Origin of the sequence: Janibacter sp. FSL W8-0316 (assembly GCF_038004165.1) — a bacterium.
In the GTDB taxonomy this organism is placed as follows: Bacteria; Actinomycetota; Actinomycetes; order Actinomycetales; family Dermatophilaceae; genus Janibacter; species Janibacter indicus.
In genome coordinates this window covers 798,673-819,731 of record NZ_JBBOQX010000001.1, presented here as the reverse complement: position 1 = coordinate 819,731, position 21,059 = coordinate 798,673, and the positions used below count along the sequence as shown (strand labels likewise).

Sequence of the window (21,059 nt, the reverse complement as noted above, 5' to 3'; positions counted from 1 at the left end):
TCAGGCCTCGGCGAGGATCGTCTGGACCCGGCGCAGGTCGGCGGTGATCTCGTCGGCCGACCGGTGGCGGGTCACGGGGTGGACGGTCAGGCCGGAGAGGGCCTCGCGCGCCTGGGCCATGACCTCGCCCTGGCCGCGGACCCGGGGGTTCCACGTCGCGCCGAGGACCTGGTAGCCGATCGCCGCGAGCACCTGCTCCATGCGTCGGTAGGGCGCGACCGCGGCGGGTGCGTCGGCGTGGGCCCGGGCAGCGACCCGGTCGGACTCGAGCAGCTCGACGTAGAGCTGCTTGCAGTGGTCGAGGTGGGCGGCCATGCCCTCGTCGGTGCGGGTGCGGCGCTCGGCGAGGTCGGCGAGGACGTCGTCGAGGGCGAGCACCACCCGACGGGCGTGGGCGCGCAGCAGCAGCTCGGGCCGGCCGAGACGGCTCGAGACGACGAGCACGAGGACGGCGGCGCCGACGCCGATGAGGGTGTCGACCGCGCGGTCGAAGACGATCGTGTCGGGGTCCATGCCGGTCACCGACTCGGAGATCAGCAGGGCGAGGGGGGTGAGGAAGACGACGGCAAGGGCGTAGTTGCGCGTGATCAGCAGCTCGACGACGAACTGGAGGCCGACGATGATCGCGATGATCCACCAGTGCGTGGGGTCGAGGCGCAGCAGGAGGGCGAAGACGAGCAGACCCGCTGCGGTGCCGACGGTGCGCTGGAAGGCCCGGTGGAACTGCACGGAGCGGGTGCCGCCGGTGTGCACGACGAGGACGGCGAAGGCCGCGGCCCAGTAGGCGTGGGCGTTGTCCAGGGCGAGGGCGATGCAGCCGGCGATCAGGGTCGCGGCCGCGACCCGAGCGGCGACGAGGAGGTCCTCGCTGGGCCAGCGCAGGGCCTGCCGCAGGGACCACGAGGCGCGAGGGCGGCCGAGCGAGACCTGACGCACCCGCGCCGCCTCGTGCAGGGCCAGCTCTGCGGTGACCTCGGCATCGGGGCCGTCGACGGCTCGGGAGACGGCGCTGGCGTACCGGCTGTGCACGCGCTGCAGCCGGCCCCCGAAGCGGTCGTCGGAGCCACCGTCGGTCACCGCGGTCCACGCGTCGTTGAGCGCCCTGGCCGCGGCGCGGCGAGCAGCGGGGACCCGGGCCGGGTCGCCTTCGTCGAGGTAGGCGCCGACGACCTGCTCGGCGTGGGTCACCGCTGCGTCCTCGATGCCGTGGGCCCGCAGCCAGAAGTCGGAGGTGCCCACGACGATCGCGGACAGGACACCGGTGCCCGCGATGCCGAGGAGGGTCGTGGCCGGGGTGCCGTTGGTGGCAGCGAGGTTGCCGATGCCGCACACGAGGGCGAAGAAGAAGCCTCCGGGTGGGCCGATCTGGAGCGTGTAGGTGAGCATCGCGGCCACCGTGGCGGCCAGCGCCATCGCGATGATCGCGAGGACGGGGTGACCGGCGAGGGCGATGCCGAGGGCCATCGAGGCCAGCAGGCCCAGGCCCGCGAGGGGGGTGATGACGAAGCGACGTCGGACGGGAGCCGAGGCGCCGTACAGGACGGCGAAGACGCCCATGCCGGCGAGGAAGCCCTGCTGGGCGTGACCGGTGATCGTGTAGCCGATGAGCGGCAGGGCCACGGCGATCGCCGCCCGTCCGGCGACCCAGCGACGCTGCGGTCCGGGGTTCCAGCTGACGAGCGGGCGCAGGTACTCGCCGACGACACCGGCCATCAGGTCAACCTCCCGCTGCTCCACTCGGCATGCACGACGTATCCCAGTGAACGGTAGACCCCGCGCGCCCGGTCGTTGTGCGAGTACATGCCGAGGGTGCACCACCCGTGCTCGGCCACCGCGACCCGGGTCAGGTCGGCGGTCACGGCCCGCCCGAGGCCCAGCCCGCGCGCGGCCGGGACGACGGTGATGCCGGCCAGGACGGGGGCGCCCGAGGACTCCGGCTCGCAGCAGCCGACCGCGAGGAGATCGCCATCCTCGTCGCGGACCCCGACCCACCGCTGCCCGGGGCAGGCGAAGGGCTGACCGTCGGTCCCGGGGTTGTGCTCGTCGAGCAGTGCCTGCACCTCGTCACGGTCGGCGACGGGCAGGTCGACGAGCCCGCGGGGGGCGACCACGGGGACGACCTCGGTCGTCGACATGAACTCCCAGCGTGAGGGCTCGGCGGCGATGAGCCCGAGGTCCTCGGCCGTTCGCGGCAGGGTGACGGCGTTCGCTCCCTTCGCCCGCGCCCGGTCCGACCACGAGGCGAAGGGGGAGGACCTCACGAGCTCACGGAGCAGGGTGTCGTCGCCGCGGAGCATGAGCGAGATGCCATGCGTGTGGGTGGGGCGCACGAAGGCGACGGCCCAGCGGCCGTCACGGCGCAGCCCGAGGGCGGCCGGCTCCACGCTCGGGGTGGCCTCGGCACCCACGGCCGGGTCGTCGTCGGTGAAGTGGAGCAGCCGGTCCATCGGGACCTCGGTGGGGGTCGTCGGGGCGGGGTGTCTGCTCACCGGGATAGCGTGCCACCTGTGGTTCCCGACGATCTCTTCGCCTCCGCCCAGGACGACACGGAACCCACCGGCGCCGACCTCAACGCGCCGCTGGCCGTGCGGATGCGCCCGCGCACCCTCGACGAGGTGCGCGGTCAGGGCGAGGTGCTGCGCCCCGGGTCGCCGCTGCGACGGCTCGTCGAGGGCAGCGCCAATGCCGTCGCCGGGCCGATGTCGGCGATCATCTGGGGCCCGCCCGGCACCGGCAAGACCACCCTGGCCCACCTGGTGGCGACGGCCGCGGACCGCGACTTCGTCCAGCTGTCAGCGGTGACGGCAGGGGTCAAGGACGTGCGTGCGGTCATGGAGCGTGCCGCGACCAATCGGTCGATGTACGGCCGGCAGACGGTGCTCTTCCTCGACGAGATCCACCGCTTCAGCAAGGCCCAGCAGGACGCCCTCCTGCCCGGCGTCGAGAACCGCGAGGTGGTCCTCGTCGCGGCCACGACCGAAAATCCCTCCTTCTCGGTCATCGCGCCCCTGCTGTCCCGCTCGATCCTCGTGACGCTCGAGTCGCTGACCCGCGAGGAGGTCGGCGAGGTCATCGACGCGGCCCTGACCGACGAGCGCGGGCTGGCCGGCGGCTACGACCTCGCCGACGAGGCCCGGGAGCACCTCGTGGCGATCGCCGGCGGCGACGCACGACGGGCCCTCACCTCGCTCGAGGCCTCGGCCGGGGTCGCTGACGGCGATCACCCCTTCGGTCGTGAGGTCCCGGAGGCCGGGATCCCGCTCACGCTGGCGCACGTCGAGCAGGCGGTGGCCCGGGCCGCGGTGCGCTACGACCGCACCGGCGACCAGCACTACGACGTCGCCTCGGCCTTCATCAAGTCGATGCGCGGGTCCGACGTCGACGCCGCCCTGCACTACCTCGCCCGACAGCTCGAGGCGGGGGAGGACCCGCGCTTCATCGCCCGGCGCATCGTCATCTCGGCCTCGGAGGACGTCGGCATGGGTGACCCCACGGCACTGCAGACCGCGGTCGCAGCCATGCATGCCGTCGCCCAGATCGGCATGCCGGAGGCACGGATCATCCTCGCCCAGGCGGTGGTCCACAACACGCTCGCGCCGAAGTCCAATGGGGCGTACACGGGTATCAACGAAGCCGTCGCCGACGTGCGCGCCGGCAAGGTCCAGGCCGTCCCGCCGCACCTGCGCGGGTCCGGCTACACCCAGGCGTCGGACCGGGCGAAGGGAGCCGTCGGCGGCGCCAAGGTCGAGGGCTACGTCTACGCGCACGACCAGCCCGACGGGGTCGCGGCCCAGCAGTACCTGCCCGACGACCTGCACGCCGAGCTGGCCGACCGGTCGTACTACCGCCCGACCGATCGGGGCTTCGAGGCGCGGCTGCAGGAGCGGTGGGCGTGGTTGCGGGGGCGGCTGCGCGGCAAGGGCTGAGGAGTCAGGCCTCGCCCATGAGCTCACGGACCCGCGGCACGACCTGCTCGCCGTAGAAGCGGATCGAGGACATCCGCAGGTCGTGAGGCAGGCGGCCGTTGCTGTACTTGAGCTGGAATCGGGTGGCGCCCAGTGTGCGCAGCGTCGTCGCGATCTTGCGCGCCACGGTCTCTGGGGAGCCGCAGTAGACCGCGCCTTCCGGGGTGAGCTGCTGACGGGCCTGCGCCTCGGTCATGGGTGGCCAGCCGCGCTCGGCGCCGAGCTTGCGCATCTGCTCGACGAAGTACGGGAGGTACTCCTGTGCCGCCTGCTCGTCCGTCTCGGCGACGTGGCCGGGGGAGTGGACCGCGACCGGAAGGCCCGGGTGACCGGCCTCCTCGCAGGCGCGACGGTAGAGGTCGGCGAGCGGCGCGAACTGCGCCGTCGCCCCACCGATGATCGCGATGACGATCGGCATGCCGTAGCGGGCCGCGCGGACGACCGACGCGGGCGTGCCGCCCACCCCCACCCACGTCGGCAGGTGACCGGACTCGGTCGGCGGCATGATCCGGTCGACCTCGACCGGCGGGCGGGTGCTGCCCTGCCAGCGGACCGGCTCCTCGCGCAGCACGTGCGCGAGGAGGTCGAGCTTGTCGGAGAAGAGGACCTCGTAGTCCTGCAGGTCGAGGCCGAAGAGCGGGAAGGACTCGACGAAGGAGCCGCGCCCGACGGTGATCTCGGCGCGCCCGTGGGAGAGGGCGTCGACGGTCGAGAAGCGCTCGAAGACCCGGATCGGGTCGTCGGAGCTCAGCACGGTGACCGACGTGCCCAGGCGGATCCGCTCGGTCGTCGTCGCCAGGCCGGCGAGGAGGGTGTCGGGTGCGGAGACGGCGTAGTCGGGGCGGTGGTGCTCGCCGACCCCGAAGACGTCGATGCCGAGGGAGTCGGCGAGCTGACCCTCCGCGAGGACCTCGCGGACGACGGTGGCCGCCGGCAGCGGCTGCCCGTCGCGGTCGAGGGCGATGTCGCCGAAGGTGTCGAGACCGAGCTGGAGATCCATGGCCCCATCCCAGCACGTCATGGGCCCGGGTGCGTTGTCGGTGCTCGCCCGTAGTGTTCCATCATGGACCTCACCGCACCCCTCGACACCCTCGACGCCACCGGCGTCACGGGGATGATCGAGCGTCTGCGGGAGCTCGGCGGTCCGGTCGACGAGGCGGAGGCGATCGACGAGATCGCAGCGCTGGAGCGGCTGAAGTCCGCCGCCGCGGCCGCCCAGGCCAGGGTCACCGCAGCCCTGCGTGAGGGCCGCGTGGCGCGCGAGATGGATGCCGGGGTGCCCGCCGCGGAGCGGGGCCGCGGGTTGGGGGACGAGATCGGGCTGGCGCGTCGGGAGAGCGCGACGCTCGGCTCCCGGCACCTGGGGCTGGCCCGCGCGCTCGTCGACGAGCTGCCCTGCGCCCTGGCACACCTCAGCGCGGGGACGGTGAGCGAGTGGGGCGCGACCGTCCTGGCCAAAGAGACGGCGGTCCTGGACCCCGACGACCGGCGGCGGGTCGATGCCGAGCTCGCCGACCGGCTGGCGAGCATGACGCCGCGGCAGATCGAGCGGGCAGCTCGGGCGATGGCCGTGGCGATCGACTCCCGGGCCATGGCCCGTCGGCGAGCGCGGGCTACGGCGGACCGGCGGGTGTCGATCCGCCCCCAGCCCGACACGATGGCCGTGGTCACCGGGCTGCTGCCCGTCGAGCAGGGCGTGGCCGCGTGGGCCGCCCTGCGGCGCGATGCCGAGGCCGCCAAGGCTGCCGGCGACGAGCGCGGCATCGGGCAGCTCATGGCCGACCTCTTCGTCGAACGTCTCACCGGCCAGGCCGCCGCCGATGCGGTCCCGGTCGAGGTGCAGCTCGTCATGTCGCCGGGCACCCTGCTCGGCGTGGATGACGCGCCGGCGTCGTTGCTCGGGCACGGTCCGCTCCCGGCCGGACTGGCCCGTGACCTCGTCCTCGGGGTCGACGGCGCGGGTGACGACACCGCGGGTGACGACGCCCCCCGTGATGGCGAGGCCTCGGGTCGCACCTGGTTGCGGCGCATCTTCACCGACGAGGTGGGTCGCGTCGTCGCCACGGATCCGAGCCGGCGTTCCTTCCCTTCATCGCTGCGGCGGCTGCTGCGTGTGCGCGACGGGGTGTGCCGGTTCCCCTTCTGCGACGCGCCGATCCGGCACGACGACCACGTGGTGTCCGTGACCCTCGGCGGCGCGACGACCGCGCACAACGGCCAGGGGCTGTGCGCGCGCCACAACCTCACCAAGGCGCGACCCGGGTGGCGTTCCGCAACCGTCGAAGCGCGCGCAGGCGGCGAGAGCTCGGCCGCGAGCAACGCGCCCGAGGTCGTCACCCTGACCCCGACGGGGCACCGCTACGGCAGTCCCGTGCCGCCGGTCCTCGAGCGCCTGCCGGAGCCTTCCCTCCCGGACCCTTCAAGCGCGGAAGCCCAGTTGCTGTCGATGCTCCCGTGCCGCGACAGGATGGCCCGGCGACGACGCCGAGTCGATGTGCTCACACCCGACGTGCTCAGACCCGCCACAACCATCGAGCTGCTCGACACCGGGTGAGCGTCAGACGGGGCGGGCGCCCTCTGGAGGTGGGGAGGCCCACTCGCCCGAGAACTCCGTGGCACGGGGCGCCTCGGGCCGTCAGACTGCCGACATGTCCGAGCACCCGATCGCCGAGCACGCGAAGGCGTTGCATCACCACCTGACGTTGCACCCACCGACGGAGGGCTTCAACCTCGTCGACGTGCGCGCCGAGATCGGCACCGAGTCCACGGCGGAGGACGAGGTCGCCGTCGTCTTCAGGTGGCGGCGCAACCCGCACACCTTCGTCGTGTGGTTCGGCCGGGACCTCCAGGGGCCGTACAGCGACCACGAGGTCTGGCCTGAGGGGCAGAACCCTCTGGAGGCGTGGTGCGAAGACGTGCAGTTCTGGCTCATGGAGGAGCTCGACACCGGCCTGCTCGCCCGGGCCACCCGGCGTCGGGAGGGGGAGGAGATCGTGCTGTCTTCTCCGTCGACAACGATCGGAGACGAGGTCGGGCTGTGGGTTAGTGATGTCCCGCAGTGCGCGCCCGAGGTCAGCTGGCACCCGGGGCGCAGGGTCCGGTTGCCATGGCGCACGCGCCTCAGGGTGGCCCTTGGCATGCTGCTGGCGCTCCTGCGTGGACGGTCGTTCTCCTTCGGGTGGCTGGCCGACGTCGACACCGAGGCCGAGGCAGGTGACGGAGCGAGTGACGGGAGCTGGTTGGCACGTGCCGGCCTCGACCCTGGCCGGGTGCGCGCCATCCGCGCCGAAGGACGCCTCCTCGTCTGGCTGCAGCTGCTGGGCGAGGACCTCGCTGAGGGGCCCGCTGGGCACTGCGCCGTCGTGACCTGCCCGGAACAGGACGTGGCGTGCATCGAGGTGCTCGAGCTCTCCGAGGACGCACCGCACGATGCTCGTCAGCGCATGGTCGACGCCGCCGTGCACGCTGCGGCCGACCTCGGCGTCCGAACGATACTCGTCCCTGATGGCCAAGGCGGCCACGAGGCCGTCGGCACCGCGCTGTGCTGAGGTCGGACACCGACCGGTGGGTAAGGTAGGGGCCATGACCGTGCCTCTCGGACGGCCGCGCTGGATCACCGCGCGGCGAGCTACCTCGGGGGCGACCCGCGCCTGACGCGCCGCTCGCCCCCTTCGCTCCTGCCCCGAGAACCCCACTGCATCACTGATTGGACGCGAACACCCATGGAAACTGCCGAGATCCGGCGCCGTTGGCTCACCTTCTTCGAGGGCAAGGGACACGCGGTCGTCCCCTCCGCCCCGCTGATCCACGAGGACCCTAACCTCCTCTTCGTCAACGCCGGCATGGTCCCCTTCAAGCCCTACTTCCTCGGGCAGGAGACCCCGGCCTGGACGCGCGCCACGAGCGTGCAGAAGTGCGTGCGCACCGGTGACATCGACGAGGTCGGCAAGACCTCCCGCCACGGCACCTTCTTCCAGATGAACGGCAACTTCTCCTTCGGCGACTACTTCAAGCGCGACGCCATCGCCTTCGCCTGGGAGCTGCTCACCACCCCCCAGCCCGAAGGGGGGTACGGCCTGGACCCGGAGCGGCTGTGGGCGACGGTCTACACGGACGACGACGAGGCCGAGCAGCTGTGGCTGGAGCTGACCTCGATCCCCAAGGAGCGGATCGTGCGTCGCGCCGAGGCCGACAACTACTGGTCGATGGGCGTGCCCGGCCCCGGCGGGCCGTGCAGCGAGATCTTCTACGACCGCGGCGAGGAGTACGGCCGCGAGGGCGGGCCGGAGGTCGACGAGGACCGCTACATGGAGATCTGGAACCTCGTCTTCATGCAGTACGAGCTCTCGGCCGTCCGGTCGAAGGCGGACTTCGACGTCGCCGGTCCGCTGCCGGCGCAGAACGTCGACACGGGCATGGGCCTGGAGCGGATCGCGAGCATCCTCCAGGGCGTCGACAACATGTACGAGATCGACGAGGTCTACCCGGTGCTGGAGAAGGCCGCGGAGATGACCGGCCGCTCCTACGGCACCCAGTCGGGCCAGACCGCGGGCGACTCGCACCCCGACGACGTCCACCTGCGGGTCGTCGCCGACCATGTGCGCTCCTCGCTCATGCTCATCGGTGACGGCGTCACCCCGGGCAACGAGGGCCGCGGCTACGTCCTGCGCCGCATGCTGCGCCGCGCGGTGCGCGCGATGCGACTGCTCGGCTACGAGGACCCGGCCCTGCCGCACCTGCTGCCCGTCTCGATGGAGCGGATGAGCGCGTCCTACCCCGAGCTGCGCACCGGCTTCGACCGGATCGCGCAGATCGCCTACGCCGAGGAGCAGGCCTTCCGTCGCACCCTCGCGCAGGGCACGACGATCCTCGACACCGCGGTGAGCCGGACCAAGGAGAGCGGCGGCGACACTCTCGCCGGCGAGCAGGCCTTCGCCCTGCATGACACCTACGGGTTCCCCATCGACCTCACCCTCGAGATGGCGGCCGAGCAGGGGCTCAAGGTCGACCGTGACGGCTTCGTGCGGCTCATGGACGAGCAGCGCCAGCGCGCCAAGGCCGACGCCAAGGCGAAGAAGGGCGGCCACGCCAACACGGAGGTCTGGAAGGAACTGCGCTCGCTCGGCGCCACCGACTGGCGCGCCTACGAGGAGCTGACGACCCAGGGCTCCGTCGTGGGCCTCGTCCGTGACGGTGCCCGGGTCGAAGAGCTCGAGCCGGGCCAGACCGGTCAGGTCGTCCTCGACCGGACGAGCTTCTACGCCGAGTCCGGCGGTCAGATCGCCGACTCCGGCACCATCGTCGTCGACGGTGCCCGTCTGCTCGTGCGCGACGTCCAGCGCCCGGTCAAGGGCCTGGTCGTCCACACCGTCGAGGTCGCCGACGGGCCGGTGCGTGTGGGGCAGGAGTCCTCGGCCGAGGTCGACCCCCAGTGGCGCATCGACGCCTGTCAGGCGCACTCGGGCACCCACGTCGTCCACGCGGCGCTGCGCCAGGTGCTCGGCCCGTCGGCCCTGCAGTCCGGTTCCTACAACAAGCCCGGCTACCTGCGCCTGGACTTCGCGTGGAACCAGTCCCTCTCCGCCGACGCGCGTGCCGAGATCGAGCACGTCGCCAACCTCGCGGTCCGTGACGACCTGCCGGTCTCCGCCGACTGGATGACCCTGCCCGAGGCGCGTGAGCGCGGCGCGCTGGCCCTCTTCGGCGAGACCTACGACGAGCAGGTGCGCGTCATCGAGATCGGCGGTGCGTGGTCGCGTGAGCTCTGCGGTGGCACCCACGTGCGCCACTCCAGCCAGATCGGCGCGCTCACCCTCACCGGCGAGTCCTCCGTCGGCTCCGGCGTGCGCCGACTGGAGGCCTACGTCGGCATGAACGCCCTGCAGCACCTGGCGACCGAGCGTGCGCTCGTCGCAGAGCTGTCGACCATCGTCAAGGCGCCGGCCGCCGACCTGCCCGAGCGGGTCGGTGAGCTCGTCGCCCGGCTGCGTGAGGTCGAGAAGGAGCTGGAGAAGGTCCGCCGTGAGCAGGTCGCGGCCTCGGCCGGCTCGCTCACCGACGCGGCCAGCGACGTCGGAGGTGTCACCTACATCGGCCAGCACATCTCCGGCGGTGCACCCGACGACCTGCGGCAGATGGTGACCGACACCCGCGCCCAGCTCGGCGAGGAGCGGCCGACGGTCGTCGCCCTCACGGGTGACGGCCCCGGCAAGCCCGTCGTCGTCGTGGCCACCAACGGCGCAGCCCGGGCGAAGGGGGTCAAGGCGGGGGCCCTCGTGCGGGTCGCCGCCCAGGTCCTCGGCGGCGGGGGCGGCGGCAAGGACGACCTCGCCCAGGGCGGCGGTCAGGACGCCACCAAGGTCGAGGACGCCATGGCCGCGATCGAGCGCGAGCTCGGTGCCTGAGAAGGGCACGGCCGAGCGGACCCCGCGGCGCGGGGTCCGCATCGGCATCGACGTGGGCGAGGCCCGCGTGGGGGTCGCGATGAGCGACCCCCACGGGCTCCTCGCCACGCCGGTCGAGACGGTGGCGCGTGATCTCGAGCACGCCACCGACATCGACCGGGTGGTCCAGATCGTCTCGGAGGCGCAGGCCCTCGAGGTCGTCGTCGGCCTGCCGCGCTCCCTCGACGGGAGTGAGGGGCCGGCGGCCGACAAGGCCCGTTCCTGGGCCAGATCACTGGGTCAGGCGCTGTCCGAGGCACCGATCGGGAACACGCCGATCCGCCTCGTGGACGAACGCCTCACGACAGTGGATGCTCATCGGGGCCTGCGGGAGAGCGGTGTTGCCGGTCGTCGCCATCGGGACGTGGTGGACCAAGCGGCAGCGGTGCTCATCCTGCAGACTGCGCTGGACACGGAGCGCGCAACCGGTAGACCCCCTGGGGAACGGGTAGGTCGGCCGCGCCGACGCACACCGCGGAAGGGCAAGAAGGCATGAACCAGCTCGACGACGACATCTTTGACGACGGGCCGCGCGAGCACGGCCACACCCGCCGTCAGCGCCGGTTCAAGGAGGCGCGCTCCAGCCGCAGTGGCGGCGCCGGATGCCTGGCGATGGTCATCGCGGCCGCCGTGGTCGTCGGTGCCGTCTTCTTCGCCTTCGGGTCGCTGCGTTCGATGATCCCCGGCGGCTCCGAGGACAAGGACTTCGAGGGCCCGGGCCACGGCAAGGTCGAGGTCGAGGTCGCCTCCGGCCAGGCCGGCTCCGAGATCGGTGAGACGCTCGTCGAGGCGGGAGTCATCAAGTCGACGAGCAGCTTCACCGAGGTCGCCGCGACGCAGCCCGACAAGGCGGCGTCGATCCAGCCGGGCACCTACGCGATGCTCAAGGAGATGAAGGCCGCCGATGCCTTCGACCGACTGCTCGACCCCAAGAACCGCGTGGCCAAGGGCATCACGATCCCCGAGGGGCTGTGGCGCTCGGAGATCTACACAAAGCTCTCCGAGGGCACCGACGTGCCCGTCGCCGACTACGAGAAGGCCGAGAAGTCGGCGCAGCTGAAGCTGCCCGACGAGGCCGAGGGCGACCTCGAGGGGTGGCTCTTCCCGTCGACCTACGAGTTCGACAAGGACGCCAGCGCCGTCGAGCAGCTCAACGAGATGATCTCGATGACGACCAAGGAGCTGGAGAAGGCCGGCGTCGAGCGGGCCGACTGGGAGCGCACCCTCACCATCGCCTCCATCGTCGAGGGCGAGGCAGGGGCCGCCGACCGCGGCAAGGTCGCGCGGGTCATCGAGAACCGGCTCGAGGACGTGGGCGGACCGACGGTCGGCATGCTCAACATGGACAGCACGGTCCACTACGTCTTCCAGGAGCGCGGCAAGGCCGGCACGACCGACGAGATGCGCAACTCGGACAGCCCCTACAACACCTACAAGCACACCGGTCTGCCTCCGGGGCCGATCAACAACCCCGGGGCCGAGGCGATCAAGGCTGCCGGCAACCCCGACGAGGGGGACTGGCTCTTCTTCGTCACTGTCGACCCCGACACCGGCGAGACGAAGTTCGCCGAGACGCAGCGCGAGCACGACAACAACGTCAAGGAGTTCGAGCAGTGGTGCGCGGACAACCAGGACCGGTGCTGACGAGCGAGACGACCCGGCACGCGGGCGTCCTCGGCAGCCCGATCCGGCACTCCCTCTCGCCGACCCTCCACGTGGCCGGCTACGAGGCGGCCGGCCTCGCCGACTGGGACTACACGCCCCACGAGGTCGACGAAGGGGGACTGGCCCCCTTCGTCGCCGGCCTCGACGTCATGTGGCGCGGCCTGAGCCTGACGATGCCGCTCAAGGTCGCGGCCTTCGACGTGGCCGACGAGGTGAGTGAGCTGGCCCGCCGGGCCGGGGCGATCAACACCCTCGTGCGCACCGACGCCGGCTGGATCGCGGACAACACCGACGTCTACGGGCTCCGGGCCGCGCTGCGCGAGGCGGGGGTGACCGCGCCCGCGAGGACCCTCGTGCTCGGCTCCGGCGCGACGGCTCGCTCGGCGGCGCTCGCGCTGCACGAGCTCGACGCCGAGCAGGTCGGCATCGCCGCCCGCGACGAGGCCAAGGCCGCCGCCCTCGCTGACGCCGTGCCGGGCGTGATCACCGGTGGGACCGGCCCGCTTCGCTCGTGGACCTCGACCGGTCCGCAGGTCGTCGTGAGCACCGTGCCGGGCGGCGCGGCCAACGAGGCCGTGGCGGCCACGGTCGACGGAGCCGACCTCGAGGGGGTCGTCCTGCTCGACGTCGTCTACGCCGACTGGCCGACACCACTGGCTCGCGCCGCGAGGGAGCGTGGCGCCACCGTGGTCTCCGGGCTCGAGATGCTCGTCCACCAGGCGGCGCGGCAGTTCGAGCTCTTCACCGGAGAGCCGGCGCCGGTGGTCGCGATGCAGGCCGCGGGCCGGGCGGCCCTCGGCCACACCCCGGACGCCTGACGGGGTCGCGCCCGCGGGATGGGAAGATGCCGGACATGTTGCGTTGGTTGACTGCTGGTGAGTCGCACGGCCAGGCCCTCGTGGCGACCCTCGAGGGGCTGCCGGCCGGGGTCGAGGTCACGACCTCGGACGTCGCGGGTGCGCTCGCCCGTCGTCGTCTCGGCTACGGGCGCGGTGCCCGGATGAAGTTCGAGCAGGACCAGGTGACCTTCCTCGGCGGAGTGCGCCACGGCAGCACCCTCGGCTCCCCGCTCGCCGTGATGATCGGCAACACCGAGTGGCCCAAGTGGGAGACGGTCATGAGCGCCGACCCCGTCGACGCCGCCGCCTTCGCCGCCTCCGACGACGTCAACGCGGACAAGGAGATCGCCCGCAACCGCCCGCTGACCCGCCCCCGCCCCGGTCACGCCGACCTCGTCGGCATGCAGAAGTACGGCTTCGACGAGGCCCGGCCCGTCCTCGAGCGCGCCTCGGCTCGCGAGACCGCCGCCCGCGTGGCCCTCGGCGAGATCGCCGAGCGCTTCCTCGAGCAGGCCTATGGCATCCGGCTCGTCGCGCACACCGTCGCGATCGGCGAAGGGGAGGCCCCCGCCGACGGTCCGCTGCCGACTCCCGACGACACCCCCACCCTCGACGCCAATCCTGTGCGGGCGATGACCCGCGAGGGCACCGACGCGATGGTCGCCGAGATCGAGGCGGCCAAGAAGGACGGCGACACCCTCGGCGGCGTCGTCGAGGTCCTCGCCTACGGGCTGCCGCCGGGCCTGGGCAGCCACGTCCACTGGGACCGTCGCCTCGACGCCCGGCTCGCCGGCGCGCTCATGGGCATCCAGGCGATCAAGGGGGTCGAGGTCGGCGATGGCTTCACCACCGCCCGCCGCCGCGGCTCGGCCGCCCACGACGAGATGGAGCGTGACGGCGACGGCACCATCCAGCGCCGCACCGGCCGCGCCGGGGGCACCGAAGGGGGCATGAGCACCGGTGACGTGCTGCGCGTGCGCGCCGCGATGAAGCCGATCAGCACCGTCCCGCGGGCGCTCGAGACGATCGACGTCGCCGGCACCGACCCGGCGACCGCGATCCACCAGCGCTCCGACGTGTGTGCCGTCCCCGCCGCGGGCGTCGTCGCCCAGGCGATGGTCGCGCTCGTGCTCGCCGAGGCCTGCGTCGAGAAGTTCGGCGGCGACTCGGTCGCCGAGACCGCCCGCAACCACCGGGCCTACCTCGACGCGATCCCTGAGCTCATGCGGACGTGGGAGGCGTGAGCGGGGCTCCCTTCGTCGTCGTCATCGGTCCGCCCGGGGTCGGCAAGTCGACCGTCGCCGCCGCCCTGGCGCAGCGATTGGGTCGTCGCCTCGTCGACACCGATGCCCTCGTCGAGGAGCGCGAAGGGCGCACGATCTCCGACCTCTTCGTCGACGAGGGCGAGGACTACTTCCGGGCCGCCGAGGAGCGCGCCGTGCTCGACTCCCTGACCGACGACGGCACGGTGCTCGCCCTCGGTGGGGGAGCGCCGATGATCCCCGCGGTCACCGAGGCCCTGGCCGCGCACCGCGTGCTCTTCCTCGACGTCGGTATCGCCGATGCCGCCAAGCGGATCGGCTTCGACAAGAGCCGACCGCTGCTGTCGGTCAACCCCCGCCAGAGCTGGATCAAGACGATGGAGGCGCGCCGCCCGACCTACGAGTCGCTGGCCGACCACCGCGTCGACACCGCCGGACGCGACGTCGAGGCCGTCGTCGCCGAGGCCCTGACCCTGCTCGAGGTGAGCGCATGAGCGACGTGACGACCATCCCCGTCGGTGACGACTACGAGGTGCTCGTCGGCCACGGGGTCTCGGCGCGGGTCGCCGAGGTGCTGCCCGAGGGCGTGGCCCGGGTCCTCGTCGTCCACGGTGCTCCGCTGACCCGACTCGCCGAGCCGGTGACCACCGCCCTGCGCGACGCCGGGCTCGAGGTCCACGTCGCCCCGGTGCCCGATGCCGAGGCGGCCAAGACCGTCGAGGTCGCCGCCGGGCTGTGGGCCGTCATGGGACAAGCCGGCTTCACCCGCACCGACGCGGTCGTCGCGGTCGGTGGCGGCAGCGTCACCGACCTGGCCGGCTGGGCGGCAGCCGCCTGGCTGCGGGGCGTGGCCGTCGTGCACGTCCCGACGACGGTGCTCGGCATGGTGGACGCGGCCGTCGGTGGCAAGACGGGGATCAACACCGCCGAGGGCAAGAACCTCGTCGGCGCCTTCCACACCCCGGCCGCCGTGCTGTGCGACCTCGACCACCTCGCGACCCTGCCCCCGGCCGACCTGTCCGCGGGTCTGGCCGAGGTCGTCAAGGGCGGCTTCATCGCCGACCCGCGCATCCTCGAGGTCGTCGAGGCCGACGAGTCGAGCGTGCAGGACCCCGGCTCGACGGCACTGCGCGAGGTCATCGAGCGCAAGATCGCCATCAAGGCCCGGGTCGTGGCCGCCGACCTGCGCGAGTCGAACCTGCGCGAGATCCTCAACTACGGCCACACCCTCGGGCACGCCATCGAGCACCACGAGGGCTACCGGATGCGGCACGGCGAGGCCGTCGCGATCGGCATGGTCTACGCCGCGGAGCTGGCCCACCGCACCGGCCACATCGACGCCGCACTCCTCGAGCGGCACCGCTACGTCCTGGGTGTGCTCGGGCTGCCGACGAGCTACTCCGGCGCGAGCTTCGACGAGCTGCTCACGGCCCTGCGGCGCGACAAGAAGACCCGAGGGGCCACGCTGCGCTTCGTCGTCCTCGATGCCCTGGCCGAGCCCACCCGCCTCGTGGGCCCCGACGAGAGCCTGCTGCGCGAGGCCTACGCCGCCCTCGCCTGACGCCGGGGTCAGGCAGGCCTCAGATGTCGTCGAGCTCGGCCTCGTGGACCGTGATGGCCACCTGCACGCGGTTGTCGGCGTCGAGCTTGTCGAGGATCCGGCCCACGTGCGCCTTGACCGTCGCGACGCTCAGGTAGAGACGGGCCGAGATCTCGGCGTTGGACAGGCCGGCACCGACCGCCTTGGCCACGTCGAGCTCACGCTCGGTGAGCGCGGTCAGCCGGGCGCGGGCATCGTCGCGGGCGACGTGCGCGCTGCCGCCGGAGGCGGTGCGCACCGACTCGAGCACCTGGGCGGTGACGCGGGGGGAGAGGATCGACTGGCCGGCCGCGACGAGACGGACCGCCTCGACGATCCGGTCCGGCGGGGTGTCCTTGAGCAGGAAGCCGTCGGCGCCGTGCCGCAGCGCGCGCATGACGTCGTCGTCGGCGTCGAAGGTCGTGAGGACGATGACCTTGCTCGGCGATCCGCTGCGCACGAGCTCGTCGGTCGCCGCCAGCCCGTCGAGGCGCGGCATGCGGATGTCCATGAGCACCACGTCGGGGGAGCGCTCGGCCACGACGGACACCCCCTGGCGCCCGTCCTCGGCCTGCGCGACGACGGTGATCTCCGGGGCGCCGCCGAGGATCATCGCCAGCGCCGTGCGGACCATGGGGTCGTCGTCGACGAGGACGACGGAGATCGGTGCCCTGCTCGAGTCGCTCACGTCGGCCACGGTAGCCACACCGCGAGGCGGTGCCGTCCCTCGGGGGTCCAGCCGTGCTCGATGCGGCCACCGGCGAGGTCGACGCGTTCGGAGAGCCCCAGCAGCCCGGTGCCCGTCCCGGGCACCTCGGCGTGGGCCGTCTGGACGGAGCGGGGGTTGGTCACGCTGATGTCGAGACCGGCCCCCGGCGCGCCGGTGAGGCGCACCTCGACCCCGGCTCCGGGCGCGTGCTTGCGGGCATTGGTCAGGCCCTCCTGGACGACCCGGAAGGCCGTGCGCCCGATGGTCTCGGGCACCTCGTGCAGGTCGAGGCCGCCCCCGTCGAAGGTGACCCGAGTGCCGGTGGCCCGGGCCTCGTCGAGGAGCTCGGGCAGGTCCTGCAGCCGGCTCTGCGGGCGAAGGGGGACCCCCTCGCCGTCATCGCGCAGGACCCCGAGCACCTCACGCAGGTCGGTGAGGGCGGCCCGTGCGTTGGCGTCGATCGCCGTGATCGCGTCACGGCGCTCGCTTTCGGGCAGGTCGGCGCGGTAGACGAGCAGGCCCGAGTGCATCGTGATGAGCGAGATGCGGTGGGCGAGCACGTCGTGCATCTCGCGGGCGATCCGTGACCGCTCCGCGGTCTGGGCCTGGGCGACCCGGGCGCTCTGCTCCGACTCGGCGACCCGGGCCCGCTCGACCCACGAGGCGATGAGCGCCCGGCGCGATCCGATGGCGTAGCCGATGGCGACGATGACGGCGATGACGAGCAGGGTCATGAGCGTCTCGGCCCACAGCGGCAGCGGCTGCGACTCGGGATAGACGACCCGGGTGGCCAGGAGGCTCACCGCCACCGTCAGGGCGGTGACGGGGACGATCTCGCGCCACCGCCGGCGCGTCGTGAGGGACACGAGCGCGATCGTCTGCGGACCGGTCGCGACCATCGACACCCCGGTGAGGAGCGTCGTCACGACGGTCACGGGCACCGGCCACCGGCGCCGCCAGAGCATGAGTACGGTGGCGACGAGGCCGAGCAGCGGGTCACCGATGACGAACCACGTCCCGCGCAGCAGGGGTGGGTCGCCGCCGTCTTCGGGGAAGATCATCGCGGCCGTGAGGAGCCACGAGGACCCGCCGAGGAGGAGCGCCACGAGGACCCGCCACGTCGTGTCCCACCACGTCAGGCGGTCGGGCAGTCGCTCGGTGGGGAGAGGGGGGTCAGCGGTCACCGGCCCACCGTAGGCGCCCGTCGCGCGTCGGGCATCCGACCCGCGGATGATCTGCGGCCGGGCGCCCCCCGACCAAAGTCGTAGGGAGGTCGAGACCGTGGGCCGATGTCCCCGCGAGCCCGGCGCAGCGATCGTGGGAGCCATGATCACGGTCAACCACCTCACCAAGCGCTACGGCGACTTCACCGCCGTCGACGACATCTCGTTCACCGCCCGCCCGGGCAGCGTCACCGGCTTCCTCGGCCCCAACGGCGCCGGCAAGTCCACCGCGATGCGGATGATGACCGGTCTCACGCCGCCGACGTCGGGTGAGGCGCACGTCCTCGGGCGCCGCTACGCCGACCTGCCCAACCCGGGCCGTCACGTCGGGGTCATGCTCGACGCCTCGGCGCAGCACCCGGGCCGCACCGGGCGCGAGGTCCTCACGCTCGCCGCGCGGACCATGGGGGTGGGCTCCGACACCGTGACCCGTGGGCTCGCCCGGGTCGGGCTCACCGACAAGGAGGCCGGACGCCGGGTGCGCAACTACTCGCTCGGCATGCGTCAGCGACTCGGTCTGGCGGCGGCCCTGCTCGGCGACCCGCAGGTGCTCGTCCTCGACGAGCCGGCCAACGGGCTCGACCCGCAGGGCATCCACTGGATGCGGGGGCTGCTGCGGGACTTCGCTGATGCCGGTGGCACCGTGCTGCTCTCCTCGCACCTGCTGAGCGAGGTGCAGATCATCGCCGACGAGCTCGTCATCATCGGCGGGGGCCGGATCGTCGCCGAGGGCACGACGACCCAGCTGCTCGAGCAGCAGGGCACGCGGGTGCGCTCGCTCGACGACGACGCCCTCGAGGTCGCCCTGCGCGCGGCCAACATCGACGTCGCCCTCACGCCCGCCGGTCTGGTCGCCCAGGCGCCGACCGCAGCCGTCGGGCGCGTCGCCCTCGACGCCCGCATCGTCCTCACCGACCTCGCTGCCGGCTCCGCCGGTGGACTCGAGGAGCTCTTCCTCACCCTGACCGCCGCTGACTCCCGAGGAGCTGACGCAGCATGACCACCACGACCGCACCGTCCACGACCACCGACTCGACCCCGGCGCCGATCGACCTCGCCGGTGACCGCATCCCCTTCGCCCGCCTCGTGGGGGTCGAGGTGCGCAAGATGGTCGACACCCGCGCCGGGATGTGGATGCTCATCACCATGGCGGCGATCAGCTTCGTCGTGTGCGGGGTGCTCATCGCCGTCGGGGAGGGCGATGACATCTCGATGGCGACCTTCCTCGGCTTCATCACCATGCCGATGCTGGTCCTGCTGCCGATCATGGGGATCATGTCGGCGACCCAGGAGTGGAGCCAGCGCACCGGGCTGGCGACCTTCACCCTCGTGCCCCGGCGCGGTCGGGTGCTCTCCGCCAAGGTCGTCGCCTCGCTCGTGCTCGCTCTCGGGCTGCTCGTCGTCGCGGCCCTGGCGGCGGCGCTGTCCACGCTCGTCTCCGGAGGGGACGTCGCGCTGGAGGGGCTGTCCGTGCCCGGGCTGGTCCTCACCGCGCTCATCTTCACCCTGCAAGGCGTGGCCTTCGGGGCGGCCCTGCTCAACACCCCGCTCGCGATCGTCACCAGCCTGGCGCTGCCGACCGTGTGGACGATGCTCACGTCGATGAGCGAGCGGATGAGCGACATCGCCCAGTGGCTCGACCTCAACATCGTCACCGGGCCGCTCGTCGAGGGGACGATGACCGGCTCGGACTGGGGTCACCTGGCGACCGGTGGCCTGGTCTGGGTGGGAGTGCCCCTGGCGATCGGGACCTACCGGGTGCTCACCCGGGAGATCAAGTAGCCGGGACCTCCTCGTCCTCGCTGGAGGGCGCGGCCTGCGACATGATCTCGATGATCGCGGCCGCGTCCTCCTCGCCGAGGTGGCCCCAGCCGGGCTCGTAGTCGTAGACCTCGCCGAGCGGGGTCGCCTTGCGGTTGCCGAGGAGCAGCTCGACGTCGTCGACGGTGAGCAGGCCCGGGTGCCAGACCCCGCAGGCCTCCGAGACCTTGAGCAGGTCGCGGCGCAGGGTGCGCAGGTAGTTGTCGACCCGGTGCGCCTTGAGGGTCGGGTCGAGGCCCCGGGAGAGCCAGGGATTTTGCGTGGCGACACCGGTCGGGCAGTGGTCGGTGTGGCACTTCTGGGCCTGGATGCACCCGAGGGCGAGCATCGGCTCGCGGGCGACGTGCACCATGTCGCACCCCAGGGCGAAGGCGACGAGCGCGTTTTCGGGCAGGCCGAGCTTGCCGGAGCCGACCCACGTCACGCGGTCGGTCAGCCCGGCGCGGGCGAAGACCGCGTAGACGCGGGTGAAGGCCAGTCGGAAGGGCATCGCGACGGCATCGCTGAAGACGAGGGGAGCCGCGCCCGTGCCCCCTTCGCCGCCGTCGATGACGATGAAGTCCACCCCGCGCTCGCCGTCGGCCATGGCCGCGGCGAGGTCCTCCCAGAAGTCCATGTCGCCGACGGCCGACTTGATGCCGACCGGCAGACCCGTGACCTCCGCGACCCGCTCGACGAAGTCGAGCATCGAGTCCACGTCGTCGAACTCCGTGTGCCGCGACGGGCTCGCGCAGTCCACGCCCTGGGGGATGCCGCGGGTCTCGGCGATCTCGTCCGAGATCTTCGCCGCCGGGAGCATGCCACCGAGCCCCGGCTTGGCGCCCTGGCTCAGCTTGATCTCGATCGCGCGCACGGGTGCCGACGCCACGACCTCCTTGAGGATCTCGAGGTCGAAGTTGCCGTCCTCGTCACGGCAGCCGAAGTACGCGGTGCCGACCTGGAAGATCAGGTCGCCACCCTGCCGGTGGTGGGGGGAGAGCGAGCCCTCGCCCGTGCAGTGCATCGCGCCGGCCAGGCGGGCGCCCTCGTTGAGCGCGTGGATCGCGTTGGCGGACAACGAGCCGAAGCTCATCCCCGAGATGTTGACGACCGACTGCGGGCGGAAGGCGTGCCGACGGCCGCGGGGCCCGCCGAGCACCTTGGCACTCGGCAGCGGGGTCTCCTCGCCGTGGTGGGTGCTCGTCGGTGCGGCGACGTCGGAAAAGGTGCGGTGCTTGAGGACCGGGTAGCCCTCGACCCGCTCGACGTCGTTGTCGGTGCCGAAGCCGACGTAGTTGTTCTCCATCTTCGACGAGGCGTAGACCCAGGCCCGCTGGTCGCGGCTGAAGGGCCGCTCCTCGTCGTTGCTCGTGACGATGTACTGCCGCAGCTCCGGCCCGATCCGCTCGAGCAGGTAGCGGGCATTGGCCACGACGGGGAAGTTGCGCTTGAGGGAGTGCTGCTTCTGCAGGAGGTCCCGGGCGGCGAGACCAGCGGTCCCGGCAGCGACGGCGGCGAGCAGGGCGGTGGACTTCATGTCCGCCATCCTGCCTCGTCCGGAACCGGTCTGCGAG

At 72.4% G+C, this 21,059-nt stretch carries 18 protein-coding genes; 12 read left to right on the top strand and 6 right to left on the bottom strand.

The features are described from left to right. Positions 1-1,713 carry an FUSC family protein gene (locus NYE39_RS03965; protein WP_072624782.1) on the bottom strand — a complete coding sequence of 571 codons (1,713 nt, stop codon included), beginning with the start codon at positions 1,711-1,713 and terminating at the stop codon, positions 1-3. Continuing rightward, the gene (locus NYE39_RS03960; RefSeq protein ID WP_341011900.1) at positions 1,713-2,489 is read right to left on the bottom strand and encodes a GNAT family N-acetyltransferase; all 777 of its coding nucleotides are present in this window, start codon (positions 2,487-2,489) and stop codon (positions 1,713-1,715) included. Before NYE39_RS03960 ends, NYE39_RS03965 begins: the two co-directional genes overlap by 1 nt. Positions 2,490-2,507: 18 nt before the next feature. Between NYE39_RS03960 and NYE39_RS03955 the strand changes: the two genes are divergently transcribed. Beyond that, entirely contained in the window at positions 2,508-3,926 is a 1,419-nt protein-coding gene (locus NYE39_RS03955; protein ID WP_341011899.1) for a replication-associated recombination protein A, read from the top strand. A 4-nt stretch (positions 3,927-3,930) separates the two neighbouring features. Here the strand turns inward: NYE39_RS03955 and NYE39_RS03950 are convergent, their stop codons facing one another. Further along, on the bottom strand, positions 3,931-4,965 hold the full coding sequence (locus tag NYE39_RS03950; protein WP_341011898.1) for an LLM class flavin-dependent oxidoreductase: 1,035 nt from the start codon (positions 4,963-4,965) through the stop codon (positions 3,931-3,933). Positions 4,966-5,028: 63 nt separating this feature from the next. Between NYE39_RS03950 and NYE39_RS03945 the strand changes: the two genes are divergently transcribed. The 9 genes from NYE39_RS03945 (at position 5,029) to aroB (ending at position 15,735) form a co-directional block, all read left to right on the top strand. Beyond that, positions 5,029-6,519, top strand: a complete 1,491-nt coding sequence (locus NYE39_RS03945; protein ID WP_341011897.1) for an HNH endonuclease signature motif containing protein — start codon at positions 5,029-5,031, stop codon at positions 6,517-6,519. 94 nt (positions 6,520-6,613) lie between these two features. Further along, a complete protein-coding gene (locus tag NYE39_RS03940; protein ID WP_341011896.1) occupies positions 6,614-7,513 on the top strand; it encodes a hypothetical protein in 900 nt (299 codons plus the stop codon). A 174-nt stretch (positions 7,514-7,687) separates the two neighbouring features. Further along, positions 7,688-10,369: an alanine--tRNA ligase gene (gene alaS / locus NYE39_RS03935; protein WP_341011895.1), complete on the top strand. Its 2,682-nt coding sequence runs from the start codon at positions 7,688-7,690 to the stop codon at positions 10,367-10,369. Positions 10,370-10,448: 79 nt separating this feature from the next. Next, positions 10,449-10,904, top strand: a complete 456-nt coding sequence (ruvX, locus tag NYE39_RS03930) for a Holliday junction resolvase RuvX (RefSeq protein ID WP_234993858.1) — start codon at positions 10,449-10,451, stop codon at positions 10,902-10,904. Further along, positions 10,901-12,052: an endolytic transglycosylase MltG gene (gene mltG / locus NYE39_RS03925; RefSeq protein WP_341011894.1), complete on the top strand. Its 1,152-nt coding sequence runs from the start codon at positions 10,901-10,903 to the stop codon at positions 12,050-12,052. Before ruvX ends, mltG begins: the two co-directional genes overlap by 4 nt. Next, positions 12,046-12,891, top strand: a complete 846-nt coding sequence (locus tag NYE39_RS03920) for a shikimate dehydrogenase (protein WP_236953353.1) — start codon at positions 12,046-12,048, stop codon at positions 12,889-12,891. The genes mltG and NYE39_RS03920 overlap by 7 nt, the downstream gene beginning before the upstream one ends. A 35-nt stretch (positions 12,892-12,926) precedes the next feature. Next, on the top strand, positions 12,927-14,156 hold the full coding sequence (aroC, locus tag NYE39_RS03915) for a chorismate synthase (RefSeq protein WP_072626228.1): 1,230 nt from the start codon (positions 12,927-12,929) through the stop codon (positions 14,154-14,156). Continuing rightward, complete coding sequence (locus NYE39_RS03910; RefSeq protein WP_072624773.1) at positions 14,153-14,668, top strand: shikimate kinase; 516 nt, start codon at positions 14,153-14,155, stop codon at positions 14,666-14,668. Before aroC ends, NYE39_RS03910 begins: the two co-directional genes overlap by 4 nt. Then, complete coding sequence (gene aroB, locus NYE39_RS03905; RefSeq protein WP_072624772.1) at positions 14,665-15,735, top strand: 3-dehydroquinate synthase; 1,071 nt, start codon at positions 14,665-14,667, stop codon at positions 15,733-15,735. The genes NYE39_RS03910 and aroB overlap by 4 nt, the downstream gene beginning before the upstream one ends. Positions 15,736-15,754: 19 nt before the next feature. Here aroB and NYE39_RS03900 read toward each other — a convergent pair whose 3' ends face one another. Both NYE39_RS03900 and NYE39_RS03895 read right to left on the bottom strand, forming a co-directional pair. Further along, positions 15,755-16,441, bottom strand: coding sequence for a response regulator (locus NYE39_RS03900; RefSeq protein ID WP_205703055.1), 687 nt, complete (start codon positions 16,439-16,441; stop codon positions 15,755-15,757). Next, entirely contained in the window at positions 16,438-17,646 is a 1,209-nt protein-coding gene (locus NYE39_RS03895; protein ID WP_164513586.1) for a sensor histidine kinase, read from the bottom strand. Before NYE39_RS03895 ends, NYE39_RS03900 begins: the two co-directional genes overlap by 4 nt. A 142-nt stretch (positions 17,647-17,788) precedes the next feature. Here NYE39_RS03895 and NYE39_RS03890 point away from each other — a divergent pair, with 142 nt between their 5' ends. Continuing rightward, positions 17,789-18,685: an ABC transporter ATP-binding protein gene (locus NYE39_RS03890; protein WP_341011893.1), complete on the top strand. Its 897-nt coding sequence runs from the start codon at positions 17,789-17,791 to the stop codon at positions 18,683-18,685. Then, positions 18,682-19,467, top strand: a complete 786-nt coding sequence (locus tag NYE39_RS03885; protein WP_341011892.1) for an ABC transporter permease — start codon at positions 18,682-18,684, stop codon at positions 19,465-19,467. Before NYE39_RS03890 ends, NYE39_RS03885 begins: the two co-directional genes overlap by 4 nt. On the opposite strand, the gene NYE39_RS03880 is transcribed toward NYE39_RS03885, so the two are convergent. Next, the gene (locus NYE39_RS03880) at positions 19,460-21,022 is read right to left on the bottom strand and encodes an FMN-binding glutamate synthase family protein (RefSeq protein WP_341011891.1); all 1,563 of its coding nucleotides are present in this window, start codon (positions 21,020-21,022) and stop codon (positions 19,460-19,462) included. The genes NYE39_RS03885 and NYE39_RS03880 overlap by 8 nt on opposite strands. Between the last annotated feature and the right edge of the window lie 37 nt (positions 21,023-21,059).

Coding starts and splice junctions, on each gene's coding strand:
- NYE39_RS03965 (WP_072624782.1), bottom strand. CDS start 1,713: ATGGCCGGTGTCGTCGGCGAGTACCTGCGCCCGCTCGTCAGCTGGAAC.
- NYE39_RS03950 (WP_341011898.1), bottom strand. CDS start 4,965: ATGGATCTCCAGCTCGGTCTCGACACCTTCGGCGACATCGCCCTCGAC.
- NYE39_RS03945 (WP_341011897.1), top strand. CDS start 5,029: ATGGACCTCACCGCACCCCTCGACACCCTCGACGCCACCGGCGTCACG.
- NYE39_RS03940 (WP_341011896.1), top strand. CDS start 6,614: ATGTCCGAGCACCCGATCGCCGAGCACGCGAAGGCGTTGCATCACCAC.
- alaS (WP_341011895.1), top strand. CDS start 7,688: ATGGAAACTGCCGAGATCCGGCGCCGTTGGCTCACCTTCTTCGAGGGC.
- ruvX (WP_234993858.1), top strand. CDS start 10,449: ATGAGCGACCCCCACGGGCTCCTCGCCACGCCGGTCGAGACGGTGGCG.
- mltG (WP_341011894.1), top strand. CDS start 10,901: ATGAACCAGCTCGACGACGACATCTTTGACGACGGGCCGCGCGAGCAC.
- aroC (WP_072626228.1), top strand. CDS start 12,927: ATGTTGCGTTGGTTGACTGCTGGTGAGTCGCACGGCCAGGCCCTCGTG.
- aroB (WP_072624772.1), top strand. CDS start 14,665: ATGAGCGACGTGACGACCATCCCCGTCGGTGACGACTACGAGGTGCTC.
- NYE39_RS03890 (WP_341011893.1), top strand. CDS start 17,789: ATGATCACGGTCAACCACCTCACCAAGCGCTACGGCGACTTCACCGCC.
- NYE39_RS03885 (WP_341011892.1), top strand. CDS start 18,682: ATGACCACCACGACCGCACCGTCCACGACCACCGACTCGACCCCGGCG.
- NYE39_RS03880 (WP_341011891.1), bottom strand. CDS start 21,022: ATGAAGTCCACCGCCCTGCTCGCCGCCGTCGCTGCCGGGACCGCTGGT.